This is a genomic window from Kocuria nitroreducens (assembly GCF_042879195.1).
In the GTDB taxonomy this organism is placed as follows: Bacteria; Actinomycetota; Actinomycetes; order Actinomycetales; family Micrococcaceae; genus Kocuria; species Kocuria nitroreducens.
The window spans coordinates 88,941-104,060 of the sequence record NZ_JBHZTC010000004.1; the positions used below are offsets into that span (position 1 = coordinate 88,941).

The following is a 15,120-nucleotide window of genomic DNA, read 5'->3' on the forward strand; positions in this document are numbered from 1 at the left end:
CGCCGGGGCCTCTCCAGGCGCTCAGTCCCCGGGCTCCGCGAGGACGACGGAGGCCTCCACGACCGTGGCGACGCCAGCCGCCAGGAGGTTCTCGACGACGGCGGTCAGCGGCTCCATGGACTCGTCGACCTGGAACTGCACTGGGTGGTGGTGGGCCAGCAGCGCGAGCAGCTGCTCGAGCGCGGGGCCCGCCTCGGCGTCCCCCGGCGTCCAGCCGAGCAGGACGTGCGCGGCAGCGTCCTGCTCCGGCGGCGGGGCGCCGGGGGCGGCATCGAGCTCGACGGGCCGGTAGCTCACGGCGAACGCGGAGATCCTGCCCCGCTCCCCCGGGCCCACGCCGTTGCGCAGCACCACGGCCCCGAAGGCGTGCGCGGCGTCGGAGAGGAACAGCTGGTTCACCCGTCCCACGGGCAGCTCCGCCGGCTCGTCCCAGGCGTGCACGGAACGGTAGAAGTCCCACAGCGCCCGGGTGAGCTCCACCGAGCCCGTGGCCAGGTCCTCGACGGCCTGCGCCGGTGTCCCGTCGGCGTGCTCCCGCAGCGGCCGGAGGGGCAGGGCCCCGGCCTCGACCCGCACCACGCGCGAGTCCTGGACGGGGTCGAGCCCGGCGGCCCGCGCGAAGCGCTCCCCCGCCGAGCCCGGCGCCACCGTGGTGCGCAGGGCCTGCACGCCCGAGGGCGAGCCCGCCGCCTCGGTGCGCAGCCGCTCCAGCAGGACCCGTCCGAGCCCTTCGCCCCGGCGCTCGGGGGCGACCTCCACGTAGGCCCACAGCCGTGACGGGTGCAGCGCCGACTCGTAGACCGTGGCGGCGGCGACCGGCACGCCCTGGTCCTCCGCCACGACCGTGCGGGACCACGGGGCGTCGTCGTCGGGGCGCAGGGTCGCCCGGAAGGCGGCGGCCTGGGGCGTCTCCGGGGCGGGCCACACCTCGAGCAGGCGCAGGTCGTCCCCGTCCCGCCAGGGCCGCAGCCCCGAACCGGTCAGCGCGCCGCTCATCAGCGGACGAGCTTCCCGGCGAGGTAGCCCTTCACCTGGTCGAGGGCCACGCGCTCCTGGGTCATCGCGTCCCGCTCGCGGATGGTCACGGCCTGGTCCTCGAGGGTGTCGAAGTCCACCGTGATGCAGAACGGGGTGCCGATCTCGTCCTGGCGGCGGTAGCGGCGCCCGATCGCCCCCGAGTCGTCGAAGTCGATGTTCCAGCTCCGGCGCAGCTCGGCGGCCAGGTCCCTCGCCTTGGGCGAGAGGTCCTCGTTGCGGGACAGCGGCAGCACCGCGGCCTTGACCGGGGCCAGGCGCGGGTCCAGCTTGAGGACCGTGCGCTTGTCCACCCCGCCCTTCGAGTTGGGAGCCTCGTCCTCGGTGTACGCGTCCACGAGGAACGCCATCATGGAGCGGGTCAGGCCGAAGGACGGCTCGATCACGTACGGGACGTAGCGCTCGTCGGTCTGCTGGTCGAAGTAGCTCAGGTCCGTGTTCGAGTGCTCGTTGTGCACGCCGAGGTCGTAGTCGGTCCGGTTGGCCACGCCCATGAGCTCGCCCCAGGGGTTGCCCTGGAAGCCGAACCGGTACTCGATGTCGATGGTGCCGGCGGAGTAGTGCGCCCGGTCGTCCTCGGGGACGTCGTAGCGGCGCATGTGGTCCGGGTCGATGCCCAGGTCCGTGAACCAGCTCCAGCACGCCTCGACCCACTCGTCGAACCAGTGCCCGGCCTCGGACGGGTGGGTGAAGTATTCGATCTCCATCTGCTCGAACTCGCGCGTGCGGAAGATGAAGTTGCCGGGGGTGATCTCGTTGCGGAACGCCTTGCCGATCTGGCCGATGCCGAAGGGCGGCTTCTTCCGGGCCGAGGTGACCACGTTGTTGAAGTTCACGAAGATGCCCTGCGCGGTCTCGGGCCGCAGGTAGTGCAGGCCCTCCTGGTTGTCGACCGGGCCGAGGAAGGTCTTGAGCAGCCCGGAGAACTGCTGCGGGTCGGTCCACTGGCCCTTGGTCCCGCAGTTGGGGCAGGGGATCTCGGCCATGCCGTTCTCCGGGGCGCGGCCCTTCTTCTCCTCGAAGGTCTCGACCAGGTGGTCCTGGCGGGCGCGCTTGTGGCAGGAGGTGCACTCCACGAGCGGATCCGTGAAGGTCGCCACGTGCCCCGAGGCCTCCCACACGGCCTTCGGGAGGATGATCGAGGAGTCGAGGCCCACCATGTCCTCGCGCCCGCGCACGAAGGTCTGCCACCACTCGTGCTTGATGTTCTCCTTGAGCTCCGCGCCGAGGGGCCCGTAGTCCCAGGCGGAGCGGGAACCGCCGTAGATCTCACCCGCCTGGAACACGAAACCGCGGCGCTTGGCCAGCGAGATGACGTTGTCCAGTGTGGACTTGGGGGCCATGTGGATTTCCTCCGGGGTCTCGCCCGACCGCCGGCTGCGGACGCGCGTGGTGGGTGGTGTGGCCCGGCGGTGCCCCGCCGGGAACCGGCCGTCGGCGGCCGTCACGAACGAGGACGCCGCGAGCGACGTCCTCGTTCCAGGGTAGCCAATTCCCGCCGTGCCCGCCGACCGCATGGGACCTGGGACAATGGGGCCATGACAACTCCCCAGCAGCCCGGCGGACCCGGCGAACTGCCCATCCGCGACGACATGATCCGGCTGGGCCAGGCCCTCAAGCTGGCGAACCTCGCCGAGGACGGGGCGCACGCCCGGGGCCTCGTGGAGGACGGTCAGGTCGCGGTCAACGGCGAGGTCGAGACGCGGCGCGGCCGGCAGCTGCACCCGGGGGACGTCGTCTCCGCCGGCGGTGCCTCGGTCCGGATCACCGCGGGGGGCTGACCCGGCGGGCGGGGTCGCCCAGCACCACCTGGGTGAGGTACTCGCGCACGTGCCCGACCTCCTGCTGGCTGATCCCGTGGCCGATCCCGGTGTAGTGCACCTTCATGACCTCGGCGTGCTCCAGGGCCCACTCGGCGGTGGAGTCGACCAGCTCCTGCGGAATGACCGGGTCCTGCGGGTCGCGGCCCCAGAACATCCGCAGCGGCTGCTCCCGCAGCCGGTCGTCGGCGAAGAGGGGGTGCTCCCCGGGGACCACGAACCCGGAGAGCCCGACCACCGCGGCGATCTCGCCGGGCATGTGGCGGGCGAGGGACGTGGCCATGGCCATGCCCTGCGAGAACCCGAGCAGCGTGATGCTGGGGTGGTCCGCGGCCAGCTCACGCAGCCACGCCGCGACGGGCTCCACGGCCTCGGCGACCCGGTCGAGGGCGTAGCTGAGGTCCGCGGCCAGCGGGAACCACTGGTAGCCGAACTGGACGGGCTCGGGGGCGCGCAGGGACGCCACGCTGAACTCGTCCGGCAGGGCCGGGACGAGACCCATGAGGTCGTGCTCGTGCGAGCCGTAGCCGTGCAGGAGCACGAGCAGGGGGGTGCCGGGGCGGGCGTCGGCGTCGTTGCTCCACACGGCGAAGGGGGTGGCGGTCCCGGTCGGGACGGAGGTGTCGGTCATGGCACCAGTGTGCCACCCGGGCCCCTGAGCCGCCGCGACGGCTCAGGGCTCGCGCAGCACGGTCTCCACGAGCAGCTTGCCGAGCTGGGGCGTCTCGATGAGGAAGCCGTCGTGGCCCGAGGGCGAGGTGAGCGTGTGCCGTCGGACGTCCCCGGGCAGCGCGGCGGCCAGGATGTCGGACTCGCGGGGCAGGTAGAGCCGGTCGGAGTCCACCGCCGCCACGAGCCACTCGCAGGAGGCCACGGACAGCGACTCCTCGAGCGTGCCGCGGCCCCGGGCGACGTCGTGGGACATGAGCGTCTCGTTGACGGCGAGATAGCTGTTGGCGTCGAAGCGGCCGGCCAGCTTGGACGCCTGGTGATCGAGGTAGCTCTCCACCTGGTAGCGCCCCCGCCCGTCCGCGTGGGTGTCGATGACCTGCTCGTCGGCCTGCGGTGAGCGCCCGAACCGGTGGTGCAGCTCGTCGGCCGAGCGGTAGGTGATGTGGGCGATCCGCCGTGCCAGGCCCAGACCCGTGACGGGCAGCGGGCCGTCGTAGTAGTCCCCGCCCCGGAAGTGGGGGTCCTGGCGGATCGCGAGCTTCTGCGCCTGGCCCCATGCGAGCTGCTCCGCGCTGGACTGGGCGCATGCGGCGACCACCGCGCACGCCCGGACCCGGTCCGGGTAGGTCACGGCCCACTCCAGGGCCCGGGCCCCGCCCATGGAGCCCCCGATGACCAGGCGCCAGGCGTCGATGCCGAGGGCGTCGGCCAGGGCCGCCTCGGCGTGCGCGCAGTCCCGGACGGTGACGAGCGGGAAGCGGGAGCCCCAGGGGCGGCTCTCGGGGTCCACGCTCGACGGCGCAGGGGTCGCCGGGCCCGTGGACCCGTAGCAGCCGCCCAGGATGTTGGTGCAGACCACGAACCAGCGGTCCGTGTCGATGGCGGCGCCGGGGCCGACCAGGCCCTCCCACCAGCCGCCGCTCTCCGCGGCGCGCCGCTCGGTCTCGGAGGCACCGGGACGGGCCCGGCCGGTCGCCACGTGGGTGTCGCCGGTGAGGGCGTGCTCGACGAGGACCGCGTTGGAGCCGTCCGGGGCGAGCGTCCCCCAGGTTTCGTAGGCGATCCGGACGTCGGGCAGCCGGTAGCCCGACTCGAGCTCCAGCTCGCCGATCCCGGCTACCCGCGGCACGCCGTCCTCGCGGACGGCGGTCCCGGCGTCGGTGCCCCCCACGACCGTCACGGTCACTCCTGCCCTCCGTGCGCGGCCGCGGCCGCGGCGAAGCCCTGCTCCAGGTCCGCCAGGATGTCGTCGATGTTCTCCAGGCCCACGGACAGGCGCACGAAGCCGGGCTCCACGCCGGAGGCCAGCTGCTCCTCGGGCAGGAGCTGGCTGTGCGTGGTGGACGCCGGGTGGATCACGAGCGAGCGGACGTCGCCGATGTTCGCGACGTTCGAGTGCAGGGTCAGGGCGTCCACGAAGGCGGCTCCGGCCTCCCGGCCGCCGTCGAGGACGAAGCCCAGGATCGACCCGGCGCCCCGGGGTGCGTACTTCTGCGCCCGCTCGTGCCACGGGGAGGACTCCAGCCCGGCCCAGGACACCGAGCGCACGTCCTGGCGCGCCTCGAGCCAGCGGGCCACCCTCTCGGCGTTGGCCACGTGCCGCTCCATCCGCAGCGACAGGGTCTCGATGCCCTGCTCGATGAGGAACGCGTTGAACGGGGAGATCGCGGAGCCGAGGTCGCGCAGCAGCTGCACCCGGGCCTTGAGGATGTAGGACAGGTTGACACCGAAGGGGCCCTCCGCGCCCAGGGCCTCGGCGTAGACGAGGCCGCCGTAGGACTCGTCCGGCTGGTTGAAGCCGGGGAAGCGCTCCGGGTAGCGGCCGAAGTCGAAGGCCCCGGAGTCCACGATCACGCCGCCGATGGCCGTGCCGTGCCCGCCCAGGAACTTGGTGGCCGAGTGCACCACGACGTCCGCGCCCCAGCGGAAGGGCTGGACCAGGTACGGGGTCGCCACGGTGTTGTCCACGATGAGCGGCACCTCGTGGTCGTGGGCGATCCCGGAGACCGTCTCGATGTCGAGCACGTCGTTGCGCGGGTTCGGGATCGTCTCCGCGAAGAAGGCCTTCGTGTTCGGCCGGACCGCCCGCCGCCAGGCCTCGGGGTCGTCCGGGTCCGCCACGAAGGTGGTCTCGATGCCGAGCTTGGGCAGCGTGAACTTGAAGAGGTTGTAGGTCCCGCCGTACAGGCTGGGGCTGGCCACGATGTGGTCGCCCGCTCCGGCGACGTTGAGCACGGCGAACGTCGTCGCCGACTGCCCCGCGCTGAGCATGAGGGCGCCCACGCCGCCCTCCAGGGCGGCGATCCGGTTCTCCACGACCTCCGTGGTCGGGTTGCCGATCCGCGTGTAGATCGGGCCGAGCTCGGCGAGCGCGAAGCGGTCGGCGGCGGCCTGGGCGTCGGGGAAGACGAAGGACGTGGTCTGGTGGATCGGCAGGGCGCGGGAGCCGGTGACCGGGTCGGGGCTCTGCCCCGCGTGGATCTGCCGGGTCTCGAAGGCCCAGCCCCCGGGGTTCTCCGGGGTGGGCCGTTCGGGCGCGGCCGCGTCGGTGCGGGCGGCGGGGACGTCGGTGCTGGTGGCGGGGAGATCGGACATGCCGTGGGACTCCTTGCGGAGATCAGGGGTCCCGTCCCGGCCGGGGCGGTGCGGCCGGACGCCGGGGACCCGCGCTTGCTCGCTCGCCGGTCGCGAGGAGCCTGGTCTTCACCCAGGGCACCCCACCGCGGTGGAGGGTTGCCGGCCAGCTAGCTGGGGCTTGGACGCTGGCGCTCATGACCTGGACAGCATTCTCCGGACACGGGCGACACGGCGTCAAGCCGGGCCCGGCCGTGACACCCGGAACCGGGCACCGCCCGCACCGTCCCCGGCGCGCCGCGGGCCGATTTGGAGACGAAACTCACAGGGTGCCACGATGAGCCCATGAGAGTCGACCACGTGTCCTACGCCTGCCGCCCGGAGGGCCTGGCGGCCACCACCGAGCGCATCGCGGACGAGCTCGGGATCGAGCCGGTCAAGGGCGGGGTGCACCCCCGGTTCGGCACCCGCAACATGATCCTGCCGCTCACGAACCACCAGTACGTGGAGGTCGTCGAGGTCCTCGAGCACCCGGCGGCGGAGAAGGCGCCCTTCGGCCAGGCGGTGCGCGCCCGCTCCGCGGCCGGCGGCGGCTGGCTGGGCTGGGTCGTGGAGGTCGACGACCTCGCCCCCTTCGAGCAGCGCCTCGGGCGCCGGTCCGTGCCCGGCCATCGGGTGTTCCCGGACGGCCGGTGCCTGGAGTGGCACCAGATCGGCGTCAAGGGCCTGATCGCCGACCCGCAGCTGCCGTTCATGATCCGCTTCGACTCCGCCCCGGAGATGCACCCGTCCCAGGCGCGGATCACGGACGTCGGGCTCGCGGGCATGGCCATCGCCGGGGCTCCGGAGCGGGTCGCCGAGTGGCTGGGCGCCCCCGTCGAGACCGCACTCGAGGGCCTCGAGGTCGACTGGCGCTACCCGGACGGCGCCCCGGGGGTGCTCTCCGTCTCCTTCAGCACCCCGGACGGCCCCGTCACCATCTGAGGCCGGGCGGGCCCTGGCCGCCGCCGGTCCGGGCGCTGGCCGGCTGCGGGCTCTGCCGGGCGGCTCCGGGCTCAGCCCAGGAGCCGGGCGGCGCCGAGGAAGCCCACGGCGTCGAGCAGGAAGTGCGCGACGACGAGCGGCATCACCCGGCCGGTGCGCCGGTAGAGCTCCGCGAAGACGAGGCCCATCACCACGTTGCCAAGGAAGGGCCCGATCCCCTGGTAGAGGTGGTAGCTGCCGCGGAACAGGGCCGTGACCACCAGCACCACGGGCCAGCTCCATCCGATGCGGGTCAGCCGGTCGGTCAGGAACGCGACCACGACGACCTCCTCGACCAGGGCGTGGCGCACGGCCGAGAGCAGCAGCACGGGCACCGTCCACCAGTGCGGGGCGAGCCCGGACGTGGTGACCTCCGCGGTGACGCCCAGCGCCCGGCCGGCGCCGTAGAGCGCCAGCGTCCCCAGGCCCATGACCAGGAAGAGCACGGTGCCGAGGCCGAGGTCCGGGACGGGCATGCGGGCGTCGAGACCGATCCGCCGGCGGACCGTGCCCAGGGCGCCGGCGGAGCCGGCGAGCAGGTAGAGCGCGAGCAGCACCGGCACCAGGTCCAGGGCGATGCCGGTGAGCTGGCGGAGCAGGTCGAAGAGGGGCTGCAGGCTCAGCGGCGGGTTCATGGTGGCCTGCGCCTCGGACAGCGGTCCGCGCGCGAGGTGCTCCGCGAGGGAGAGCACCGCGTAGAGGGCCGAGGCGCCCAGGGACACCCCGAGCACCAGGAGCACCTGCAGCCACAGGTCGGCGCGGGTGGATCCGAAGGCGGGCGGTCGCGGGGCGAGGTGGGCGGGGGTGCTCATGCGGCCATTCTGGCACCGGCGCACCGGACGGCCCGCGTACACGGCGGCGAGCGGTGCCCGGGCCCGTCCTGCCGGGACCGCCCTGCCCCTGCCCCGTCCGGACCGTGCTCCCCGGCACGTCTTCCCTAGGATGGAACCCATGACAGTCCTTCCCCCGCAGATCAGCCGGCAGCCCGTCGAGCGCGCCTTCCACGGCCACGTGTTCTCCGACCCGTACGAGTGGATGCGGGACAAGGACTCCCCCGAGGTGCTGGCCCACCTCGCCGCGGAGAACGAGTACGCGGAGTCCGCCACCGCCCACCTCGCGGGGTTGCGCGAGACGATCTTCGGGGAGATCAAGGACCGCACCCAGGAGACGGACCTGTCCGTGCCCAGTCGGCGCGGCGCCTGGTGGTACTTCGCCCGCACGGTGGAGGGCGGCGCGCACCAGGTGTTCTGCCGGGTCCCGGCGGTGACCACCGGCGACGTCCTCGCCGACTGGACCCCGCCCGTCGTCGAGCCCGGCACCCCCATGACCGGGGAGCAGGTGCTCCTCGACGCCAACGCGGAGGCCGCGAAGCACGAGTTCTACTCCCTCGGCAGCTTCGACGTCTCCGAGGACGGGGAGCTGCTGGCCTGGGCCGAGGACGTCACCGGCGACGAGCGCTTCACCCTGCGGGTCCGGGACCTCACCACGGGAGTGCTGCTCGCCGACGAGATCCCCGGGACCTTCTACGGATCGTTCCTCACCCCCGACGCCCGCGCCCTGTACTACACGGTGGTGGACGAGTCCTGGCGCCCCCATCAGCTGCGCCGGCACGAGCTGGGCACCGCGGTGGCCGAGGACGTCGTCGTCCACGAGGAGGCCGACCCCGGTCTCTGGCTCGGGGCCGGACTGTCCGCGGACCGCCGCTGGATCGTGGTGGAGGCCATGTGCTCCGAGTTCTCCGAGCAGCTCATCCAGCCGGTCGCGGACCCGGCGGCGCCGCTGCGGGTGGTGCTGCCCCGCACCGACCGGGTGCTCTACGAGGCGGAGCCCCTGCTGCTGGACGGGCGGGAGCAGATCCTGCTGACCCACGACCACGACGCCCCGAACTCGCGGATCTCCCTCATGGACCCGGCCGACCTCGGCCGCCCGGTCGCGGAGGTGGCCCTGCGCAACGTCGTGCCGGCCTCCGGCACCGTCCGCGTCAACGGCTGCGCCGTGACGGCCACCCACCTGGTGGTCTCCGTCCGGGCGGACACCACGCTGCGGGTCCGGCTGCTCCCGCTCGCCGGCCTGGGCACGGCCGCCCAGGCCGAGCCCGTGGAGCCGGCGTTCGCCGAGGAGCTCTACACCGCGAGCGTCTCCGCCGCGGAGCACGACGCGCCCGTGGTGCGGCTGTCCTACACGTCCTTCACGACGCCCCCGCGCGTCTACGACGTCTTCGTGGCGGGCGCCACCGGGGACGACGGCGCGCTGCCCGCCGAGCCCCTGCTGCGGCGCGAGGCCACGGTGCTCGGCGGCTACGACCCCGCCGACTACGCGGTCGAGCGGGACTGGGCCACCGCGGCGGACGGCACCCGCATCCCCGTCTCCCTGATCCGCCGGGCGGACCTCGACCCCTCCGTGCCGGCGCCGGTGCTGCAGTACGCCTACGGCTCCTACGAGCACAGCACCGACCCCGCGTTCTCGATCTCGCGGCTGTCCCTGCTGGACCGCGGCGTCGTCTGGGCCGTGGCGCACGTGCGCGGCGGCGGGGAGCTCGGCCGGACCTGGTACGAGCACGGCAAGAAGCTGCACAAGACGAACACGTTCACCGACTACGTGGCGGTCACCGAGCACCTCGCGGCCCGGCCGGACCTCGACGAGCGGCGGATCCTGGTCATGGGGGGCTCCGCCGGTGGCCTGCTGGTGGGCGCGGTGCTCAACCTCGCCCCGGAGCGGTACTGCGGCGCGCTCGCCGCGGTGCCGTTCGTGGACCCGCTGACGTCCATCCTCGACCCGACCCTGCCGCTCACGGCGCTCGAGTGGGAGGAGTGGGGCAATCCCATCGAGGACGCGCACGTCTACCGGTACATGCGCGACTACTCCCCCTACGAGAACGTCCGCGCCCTGCCCTATCCCCCGGTGCTGGCGGTGACGAGCCTCAACGACACCCGGGTGCTCTACGTGGAGCCCGCCAAGTGGGTCGCCGCGCTGCGGGACGCCTCGACCTCCGGCGAGCCGGTGCTGCTGCGCTGCGAGATGGCCGGCGGCCACGGGGGCGCCTCGGGGCGGTACTCGCAGTGGAAGGACACGGCCTGGGAGTACGCCTGGGTGCTGGACCGGCTGGGCCGCGGCGGCGCCTGACCCGGCGGGCTCAGCGCCGGAAGCGGACCGGGTCCAGGGCGGCGGCCGTCTCCGGGGAGCACCACGGGCCCACCGCCCCGTCCAGGAGTAGGTCCGTGGCCGCTCGGGCCATGGCGGTGCTGGTCTGGAACCCGTAGCCGCCCTGGCCCGCCAGCCACAGGAGCCCGGGCGCGGCGGCGTCGAATCCGCACACGGGCACGCCGTCCGGGGACTCGGTGCGCAGCCCGGTCCATGCCCGCTCGATCCCGGTGGCGCCGAGGGAGGTCACGGTGTTGAGCCGCGCCAGGAGGTCCTCGACCTCCTCGAGCACCGGCTGCGCGTCGCAGGGCTCGCTCGGCACGGCCTCGGAGGGGGAGACGAGCGCGCCGTCCCCGGCCCGCCGGTAGTACCAGCCGTGGTCCGCGGCGACGACCATGGGGTGGTCCGGGGCCAGGGGCTTGGCGAGCCGCACCAGGGCGGCGGTGCGCCGCAGCGGGCGCAGATCCAGCGGGGCCGCGCCGAACAGGGCCGCCGCCTCGTCCGCCCAGGCGCCCGCGGCGACGACCACCTGCCGGGGGCGCAGCCGGTGCGCGCCGGCCGTGACCTGCCAGCCGGCGCCGTCGGGCTCCGCCGCGGTCACCGGCGCGCCGGTGAGCAGCCGCGCGCCCGCCGCCGCGGCGCGGTCGCGGTGCCACGCCACGAGGGCCGCGGCGTCGGTGCGCACGGAGGTGCAGTCGAGGCGCCCGGCCGCCACCACGTCCGCCGGGGAGCACGCCAGCTCGGGGCACAGCTCCACGAGCTCCGCGCGGGACAGCGCGCGCATCCCCGGGGCGGCCTCGGCGCGCAGCCGTTCCTCGGTGCCCACGAGGACCATGCGGCGGGGCCAGGCCAGGGGCCGGGACGGGGCGGGACTCGGGTCGAGCAGCCGGGCCACGGTCGCCGCGGTCAGCTCCCGGACCGGCGCCGGGCCGTAGCTGGGGATCAGCTGCTCGGCCGAGCGCCCGGAGGCGTGGTGGGCCAGGGCCGGCTCGGTCTCCGCGAGCACGATCCCCGCTCCGCTCCCCCGCCGGTCGGCCAGCTCCGAGGCCAGGGACAGTCCGGCGATGCCGCCGCCGATGACGAGCACGTCGCACGCAGGGTCCATGCGCCCATGCTCGCACGCCGCGAGGGGCCGCCTTCAGCGCGCGCTGTGCGGCGAGGGGCCGCTTCCTGCGGAAATCCGTCGTGGATCTCCGCGGGAAGCGACCCCGGTGTTCCGCGGGCGCGGCTCGCGACCCCTCGGCGGGCGGGCACAGTCAGCCCTGGACGCCCAGCTTCTCCAGGATCAGTTCGCGCACCCGGCCGGCATCGGCCTGGCCGCGGGTGGCCTTCATGACCGGGCCGATGAGGGCGCCGACGGCCTGCACCTTCCCCGCCTGCACCTTCGCCACGACGTCGGGCATCTGCGCCATGGCGTCGTCGATCGCCGCGGTGAGCACGCCGTCGTCGGAGACGACCGCCAGGCCGCGCTGCTCGACGACCTCGCCCGGGGACCCCTCGCCCTCGAGGACGTGGGCGAGGACCTTCTTGGCCAGCTTGTCGTTGATCTTGCCGGCGCCGATGAGCCCGTCGAGCTCGACGACGTGGGCCGGGGTGACGCCCAGCTCCGCGATCTCGACCTCCCGCTGCTTGGCCAGCCGGGCGATCTCGCCCATCCACCACTTGCGGGCCGCGGACGGCGCGGCGCCGGCGGCGACGGTCTGCTCGATCTCGTCGAGGACACCCGCGTTGACGACGTCCCGGAACTCCTCGTCGGAGAACCCCCAGTCGGTCTTGAGCCGCTTCCGGCGCTCGGCCGGGGGCTCGGGCAGCTCGGCCCGCAGCCGCTCGATCCACTCGTGGTCGGTCACGACCGGCACGAGGTCGGGCTCCGGGAAGTAGCGGTAGTCGTCCGCGTCGGACTTGGGGCGCCCGCTCGTGGTGGAGCGGGTGTCCTCGTGCCAGTGCCGGGTCTCCTGCACGATCGTGCCGCCGGAGTCCAGGACCGCCGCGTGGCGCTGGATCTCGAAGCGCACCGCGCGCTCCACGGCGCGCAGCGAGTTCACGTTCTTGGTCTCGGAGCGGGTGCCGAACGTGGCGCTGCCCTTGGGCATGAGCGAGACGTTGGCGTCGCAGCGGACGTTGCCGCGCTCCATCTTCGCGTCCGAGATCCCGAGGTTCTTCACGATCTCCCGGATCAGGGCCACGTAGACGCGGGCCAGCTCGGGCGCGCGGGTGCCGGCGCCCACGATGGGCTTCGTCACGATCTCGATGAGCGGGACGCCGGCGCGGTTGTAGTCGACGAGGGAGAAGTCGGCGCCCTGGATGCGCCCGGCGGCGCCGCCCATGTGCGTGAGCTTCCCGGCGTCCTCCTCCATGTGGGCGCGCTCGATCTCGACCGTGAACACGGTCCCGTCCTCCAGCTCGACGTCGACGGAGCCGTTCTCGGCGATCGGCTCGTCGTACTGGGAGGTCTGGAAGTTCTTGGGGGTGTCCGGGTAGAAGTAGTTCTTCCGGGCGAAGTGGGAGACCGGTCGGATCTCGCAGCCCAGGGCGAGCCCGAGCTTGATCGCCGACTCCACGGCCACCCGGTTCACCACGGGGAGCACCCCGGGCAGGCCGAGCGAGACCGGGGTGACGTTGGTGTTCGGCTCGTCCCCGAAGACGTTGGGGGCGGCGTCGAACATCTTGGTCCGGGTGTTGAGCTCCACGTGGACCTCGAAGCCCAGCACGGGGTCGTACTTCTCCATGGCCTCGTCGAAGGACAGGACCTCTTCGGTGGTCTGGGTCATCAGCGGGCTCCTCCCCGGACGGGTGCGGACGGTTCGGACGCGGCGGGCCCGCCGGCCAGGTCCCGGACCAGGGCTGCGGTGTCCGGCAGCTGCTGCCAGACCGGGCCGCCCCAGCGCTGCTCGAGAAGGGCCTCGAGGCCGGCGCCGGCGCGGTAGAGCCGGGCGTCCTGGCGGGCCGGGGCCATGAACTGGATGCCCACGGGCAGCCCGTCCTCGGGGGCGAGGCCGGCGGGAACGGAGATCGCGGGGACCCCGGCCAGGTTCGTGGGGATGGTGGCGATGTCGTTGAGGTACATCTGCATGGGGTCGGCGGACTCGTCGACGGCGCCCCGCTCGAACGCGGTGGTCGGGGACGTCGGGGAGACCAGCACGTCCACCCGCTCGAACGCGGCCGCGAAGTCCCGCTGCACGAGGGTGCGGACCTTCTGGGCCGAACCGTAGTAGGCGTCGTAGTAGCCCGCGGACAGCGCGTAGGTGCCCAGGATGATGCGGCGCTTGACCTCTGCGCCGAAGCCCGCGGCCCGGGTGGCGCCCATCACGCGCTCGATGGTCAGGGGACCGTCCTCGGGCAGCACGCGGTGGCCGAAGCGCACGCCGTCGTACTTGGCGAGGTTGGAGGAGACCTCCGAGGACATGATGAGGTAGTAGGCGCCCAGGGCGTACTTGAAGTTGGGGGTGGAGACCTCCACGACCTCGGCGCCCGCGGAGCGCAGCAGCTCCACGGCCTCGTCGAAGCGCTGCTGGACGCCGGGCTGGAAGCCCTCGCCCGTGAGCTCCTTGACGACGCCCACGCGCAGGCCCGCCAGTCCGCCCTCGGCGGCACCGGCCCGGGCCTGGGCGGCGAGGTCGCCGACCGGATCGGGCAGGGACGTGGAGTCCTGCGGGTCGTGCCCGCCGATCACCTCGTGCAGCAGCGCGGCGTCGAGCACCGTGCGCGTCACGGGGCCCACCTGGTCGAGCGAGGAGGCCATGGCGATCACGCCGTAGCGCGAGACCCCGCCGTAGGTCGGCTTGACGCCCACCGAACCGGTCAGGGCCGCGGGCTGGCGGATGGACCCGCCGGTGTCCGTGCCCAGGGCCAGCGGCGCCTGGAACGCGGTCACGGCGGCGGCGGACCCGCCGCCGGACCCGCCCGGGATGCGGGACAGGTCCCACGGGTTGCCGGTGTCGCCGAAGGCGGAGTGCTCGCTGGAGGAGCCCATCGCGAACTCGTCGAGGTTGGTCTTGCCCAGCAGCGGCATCCGGGCGGCGCGCAGCCGCCGGGTCACCGTGGCGTCGTACGGGCTCATCCAGCCCTCGAGCATCCGCGACGCGGCGGTGGTGGGCTGGCCCTTGGTGACGATGAGGTCCTTGACGGCGATCGGCACGCCGGCGAGCTCGGGCAGCTCCTCGCCGCGGGCGCGCGCGGCGTCCGCCTCGGCGGCCACGGACAGGGCCTCCTCGGTGTTGACGTGCAGGAAGGCGTTGAGCCCCGTCCTGCCGCGGCTGCGGTCGGCGGGGTCGACGGGCTCGCCGTCGGTCTCCCGGATCCGGTCCAGGTGGGCCTGGACGGCGTCGACGGAGGTGACCTCGCCGGCGGCGAGCCGGCGGGCGAGCTCGGCGGCGGAGAGGCCGACGAGTCCCTGGGGAGTTCCGGTGCTGCTCATGCGGCTACTCCTCGTCCAGGATCGCGGGCACCTTGAACTTGCCCTCGGCGGCGTCCGGTGCGTTGAGCAGCGACTCCTCGGCGGTGAGGGTCTCGCCCACGACGTCCTCGCGGAAGACGTTCTGCAGCGGGATGGGATGGCTCGTGGCCGGGACGTCCGGTCCGGCGGCCTCGCTGACGGACGCGACGGAGTCGACGACGAGGTCGAGCTCCTTCGCCATGGACCGCAGCTCCTCCTCGGTCATCTCGAGGTGCGCGAGCTTCGCCAGGTGGGCGACCTGCTCGCGGGTGATCGCAGACATGCGCACTCCTGCTCGTGATCGGGGGTGGTTTCCGGTCCAGTCTAGCCGCGCGGCACTCCCCTCCTTCCCGTCCGGGAGGGGCCCCGCAGGGGCATACCCTGGAGAGGAGCACCGACCACCGCACAGGAGCACCCGGA

General features: G+C 73.7%; 13 protein-coding genes and 1 riboswitch. Of the genes, 3 read left to right on the forward strand and 10 right to left on the reverse strand.

What is annotated here, in order from left to right; genetic code table 11:
- Window positions 1–21: 21 nt before the first annotated feature.
- Together ACFYE1_RS03720 and ACFYE1_RS03725 are read right to left on the reverse strand one after the other, a co-directional pair.
- Complete coding sequence (locus ACFYE1_RS03720; protein WP_387740069.1) at window positions 22–996, reverse strand: GNAT family N-acetyltransferase; 975 nt, start codon at window positions 994–996, stop codon at window positions 22–24.
- The gene (locus ACFYE1_RS03725; protein ID WP_387740071.1) at window positions 996–2,378 is read right to left on the reverse strand and encodes a glycine--tRNA ligase; all 1,383 of its coding nucleotides are present in this window, start codon (window positions 2,376–2,378) and stop codon (window positions 996–998) included. The genes ACFYE1_RS03720 and ACFYE1_RS03725 overlap by 1 nt, the downstream gene beginning before the upstream one ends.
- A 195-nt stretch (window positions 2,379–2,573) precedes the next feature.
- On the opposite strand from ACFYE1_RS03725, the gene ACFYE1_RS03730 reads away from it, so the two are divergent.
- Window positions 2,574–2,816, forward strand: coding sequence for an RNA-binding S4 domain-containing protein (locus tag ACFYE1_RS03730; RefSeq protein WP_387740073.1), 243 nt, complete (start codon window positions 2,574–2,576; stop codon window positions 2,814–2,816).
- Here ACFYE1_RS03730 and ACFYE1_RS03735 read toward each other — a convergent pair.
- Genes ACFYE1_RS03735 through ACFYE1_RS03745 form a run of 3 tightly spaced genes read right to left on the reverse strand, consistent with a single transcriptional unit; the run spans window position 2,800 to window position 6,122 of the window.
- A complete protein-coding gene (locus ACFYE1_RS03735; protein WP_387740075.1) occupies window positions 2,800–3,486 on the reverse strand; it encodes an alpha/beta hydrolase in 687 nt (228 codons plus the stop codon). The two genes, ACFYE1_RS03730 and ACFYE1_RS03735, sit on opposite strands and share 17 nt — an antisense overlap.
- A 42-nt stretch (window positions 3,487–3,528) precedes the next feature.
- Entirely contained in the window at window positions 3,529–4,713 is a 1,185-nt protein-coding gene (gene metX, locus ACFYE1_RS03740; RefSeq protein WP_387740077.1) for a homoserine O-acetyltransferase MetX, read from the reverse strand.
- Window positions 4,710–6,122: a bifunctional o-acetylhomoserine/o-acetylserine sulfhydrylase gene (locus ACFYE1_RS03745; RefSeq protein WP_387740079.1), complete on the reverse strand. Its 1,413-nt coding sequence runs from the start codon at window positions 6,120–6,122 to the stop codon at window positions 4,710–4,712. The genes metX and ACFYE1_RS03745 overlap by 4 nt, the downstream gene beginning before the upstream one ends.
- A gap of 66 nt (window positions 6,123–6,188) precedes the next feature.
- Window positions 6,189–6,304: riboswitch (SAM riboswitch) on the reverse strand.
- 142 nt (window positions 6,305–6,446) lie between these two features.
- Here ACFYE1_RS03745 and ACFYE1_RS03750 point away from each other — a divergent pair.
- On the forward strand, window positions 6,447–7,085 hold the full coding sequence (locus tag ACFYE1_RS03750; RefSeq protein WP_387740081.1) for a VOC family protein: 639 nt from the start codon (window positions 6,447–6,449) through the stop codon (window positions 7,083–7,085).
- A 71-nt stretch (window positions 7,086–7,156) separates the two neighbouring features.
- On the opposite strand, the gene ACFYE1_RS03755 is transcribed toward ACFYE1_RS03750, so the two are convergent.
- Complete coding sequence (locus tag ACFYE1_RS03755) at window positions 7,157–7,936, reverse strand: CPBP family intramembrane glutamic endopeptidase (RefSeq protein WP_387740084.1); 780 nt, start codon at window positions 7,934–7,936, stop codon at window positions 7,157–7,159.
- A 139-nt stretch (window positions 7,937–8,075) separates the two neighbouring features.
- On the opposite strand from ACFYE1_RS03755, the gene ACFYE1_RS03760 reads away from it, so the two are divergent.
- Window positions 8,076–10,247 carry a S9 family peptidase gene (locus ACFYE1_RS03760; RefSeq protein WP_387740086.1) on the forward strand — a complete coding sequence of 724 codons (2,172 nt, stop codon included), beginning with the start codon at window positions 8,076–8,078 and terminating at the stop codon, window positions 10,245–10,247.
- Between the two features lie 10 nt (window positions 10,248–10,257).
- On the opposite strand, the gene ACFYE1_RS03765 is transcribed toward ACFYE1_RS03760, so the two are convergent.
- The 4 genes from ACFYE1_RS03765 to gatC form a co-directional block, all read right to left on the reverse strand.
- On the reverse strand, window positions 10,258–11,370 hold the full coding sequence (locus tag ACFYE1_RS03765) for an NAD(P)/FAD-dependent oxidoreductase (protein ID WP_387740088.1): 1,113 nt from the start codon (window positions 11,368–11,370) through the stop codon (window positions 10,258–10,260).
- 151 nt (window positions 11,371–11,521) lie between these two features.
- Entirely contained in the window at window positions 11,522–13,036 is a 1,515-nt protein-coding gene (gene gatB, locus ACFYE1_RS03770) for an Asp-tRNA(Asn)/Glu-tRNA(Gln) amidotransferase subunit GatB (RefSeq protein WP_387740090.1), read from the reverse strand.
- On the reverse strand, window positions 13,036–14,682 hold the full coding sequence (gatA, locus tag ACFYE1_RS03775; RefSeq protein ID WP_387740093.1) for an Asp-tRNA(Asn)/Glu-tRNA(Gln) amidotransferase subunit GatA: 1,647 nt from the start codon (window positions 14,680–14,682) through the stop codon (window positions 13,036–13,038). The genes gatB and gatA overlap by 1 nt, the downstream gene beginning before the upstream one ends.
- A gap of 4 nt (window positions 14,683–14,686) precedes the next feature.
- Window positions 14,687–14,983 carry an Asp-tRNA(Asn)/Glu-tRNA(Gln) amidotransferase subunit GatC gene (gene gatC, locus ACFYE1_RS03780; protein ID WP_368797009.1) on the reverse strand — a complete coding sequence of 99 codons (297 nt, stop codon included), beginning with the start codon at window positions 14,981–14,983 and terminating at the stop codon, window positions 14,687–14,689.
- Between the last annotated feature and the right edge of the window lie 137 nt (window positions 14,984–15,120).

Excerpts from the sequence above, each read along its gene's own strand:
- gatB (WP_387740090.1), bottom strand. The coding sequence starts at position 13,036 with ATGACCCAGACCACCGAAGAGGTCCTGTCCTTCGACGAGGCCATGGAG.
- ACFYE1_RS03760 (WP_387740086.1), top strand. The coding sequence starts at position 8,076 with ATGACAGTCCTTCCCCCGCAGATCAGCCGGCAGCCCGTCGAGCGCGCC.
- ACFYE1_RS03750 (WP_387740081.1), top strand. The coding sequence starts at position 6,447 with ATGAGAGTCGACCACGTGTCCTACGCCTGCCGCCCGGAGGGCCTGGCG.
- gatA (WP_387740093.1), bottom strand. The coding sequence starts at position 14,682 with ATGAGCAGCACCGGAACTCCCCAGGGACTCGTCGGCCTCTCCGCCGCC.
- ACFYE1_RS03745 (WP_387740079.1), bottom strand. The coding sequence starts at position 6,122 with ATGTCCGATCTCCCCGCCACCAGCACCGACGTCCCCGCCGCCCGCACC.
- gatC (WP_368797009.1), bottom strand. The coding sequence starts at position 14,983 with ATGTCTGCGATCACCCGCGAGCAGGTCGCCCACCTGGCGAAGCTCGCG.
- ACFYE1_RS03765 (WP_387740088.1), bottom strand. The coding sequence starts at position 11,370 with ATGGACCCTGCGTGCGACGTGCTCGTCATCGGCGGCGGCATCGCCGGA.
- ACFYE1_RS03730 (WP_387740073.1), top strand. The coding sequence starts at position 2,574 with ATGACAACTCCCCAGCAGCCCGGCGGACCCGGCGAACTGCCCATCCGC.
- ACFYE1_RS03735 (WP_387740075.1), bottom strand. The coding sequence starts at position 3,486 with ATGACCGACACCTCCGTCCCGACCGGGACCGCCACCCCCTTCGCCGTG.
- ACFYE1_RS03720 (WP_387740069.1), bottom strand. The coding sequence starts at position 996 with ATGAGCGGCGCGCTGACCGGTTCGGGGCTGCGGCCCTGGCGGGACGGG.
- ACFYE1_RS03725 (WP_387740071.1), bottom strand. The coding sequence starts at position 2,378 with ATGGCCCCCAAGTCCACACTGGACAACGTCATCTCGCTGGCCAAGCGC.
- ACFYE1_RS03755 (WP_387740084.1), bottom strand. The coding sequence starts at position 7,936 with ATGAGCACCCCCGCCCACCTCGCCCCGCGACCGCCCGCCTTCGGATCC.